The following is a 956-nucleotide window of genomic DNA, read 5'->3' as shown; positions in this document are numbered from 1 at the left end:
GCCCCTTTGCCGCTACGCGCCCTAAAGGGTCTCACCTGTCCCACTGATCCCGGTGGAGTCGGCACCTTACACTCCGTTCAACTTTAACAATGATGGATTCAAGATGATCAATCCATTGTTGAGAATGTACCAGCTTCAGAAATTGATTTAAAAATGAAATCATCTAATGGTTTAGGCGTTGAAGTTAACACTTCGTATGCAATTCCTCTGAACTAACTAAGTCAAACATAACAATCTTTTAGAAAGAAAAAAACCATCCTTCTGGGTACACTACGTTTAAGGGCAGTTTTGCCCTAGGGCCGTTCATCAGAAAGGGTGGTTTTTTTGTCCGATCAAGATGAAAACAAGTACAGTGACTTTTCAAATGTTGAAACTGCCAGACGCTTCGTCCTTCCTGAGGATTTTCCAGAAGGGCCGTATGGTTCCCCTATCGTCAGAAAGCTTGGAAAATCGACTCCATGGAAAGAGGACCAGCGGTATTACAGTGCGTTCAACTATGAGAACAAATCACTTCACGAAGGGATTGAACGTAAATTCCCAGGTGCTCATCCAACTCACGATGATCCTGAGCGAAGCACGCAGGATCCTTATACAGACGTCCGCTAAAACTATGGACGGACCGAAACATGTTAAAAACCCTTGAGCAGATGCTCAAGGGTTTACTTTTTTCATGACAAAATATGGGCATCCGAAATTGCAGTACTCATAAATGTACTCTGGCAGCGTGCTGATTTTCGTATCATATGTGGCTTTATCATGGCTGTCCTCAAAGAATCCTCTCAGCCTCAGCTGTTCGTAGCCAATATCCCCTACAATATAGTCATATTTATGCAAAATTTCGCTGTAACGAGCTTTAAACTGTTCTTCATCAAACGCCTCACGAAAGTTTTCAATCATTTCATATGTATGATTCCCAATGGTAATCAAGGTTCCGCTCACCTCACTTATCCACTATT

2 protein-coding genes are annotated in these 956 nt (G+C 42.6%); one reads left to right on the top strand and one right to left on the bottom strand.

Annotation, left to right across the window (positions count from 1 at the left end; genetic code table 11):
• The first annotated feature begins 324 nt into the window (after positions 1-324).
• Positions 325-606 carry a hypothetical protein gene (locus tag CGZ90_RS13960; RefSeq protein WP_094253148.1) on the top strand — a complete coding sequence of 94 codons (282 nt, stop codon included), beginning with the start codon at positions 325-327 and terminating at the stop codon, positions 604-606.
• A gap of 45 nt (positions 607-651) precedes the next feature.
• Here the strand turns inward: CGZ90_RS13960 and CGZ90_RS13955 are convergent, their stop codons facing one another.
• The gene (locus CGZ90_RS13955; protein WP_106408321.1) at positions 652-948 is read right to left on the bottom strand and encodes a YutD family protein; all 297 of its coding nucleotides are present in this window, start codon (positions 946-948) and stop codon (positions 652-654) included.
• Positions 949-956 lie beyond the last annotated feature (8 nt).

Source organism: Fictibacillus aquaticus, from assembly GCF_002245695.1.
In the GTDB taxonomy this organism is placed as follows: Bacteria; Bacillota; Bacilli; order Bacillales; family Fictibacillaceae; genus Fictibacillus; species Fictibacillus aquaticus.
This window is presented reverse-complemented; position numbering and strand designations above follow the sequence as displayed.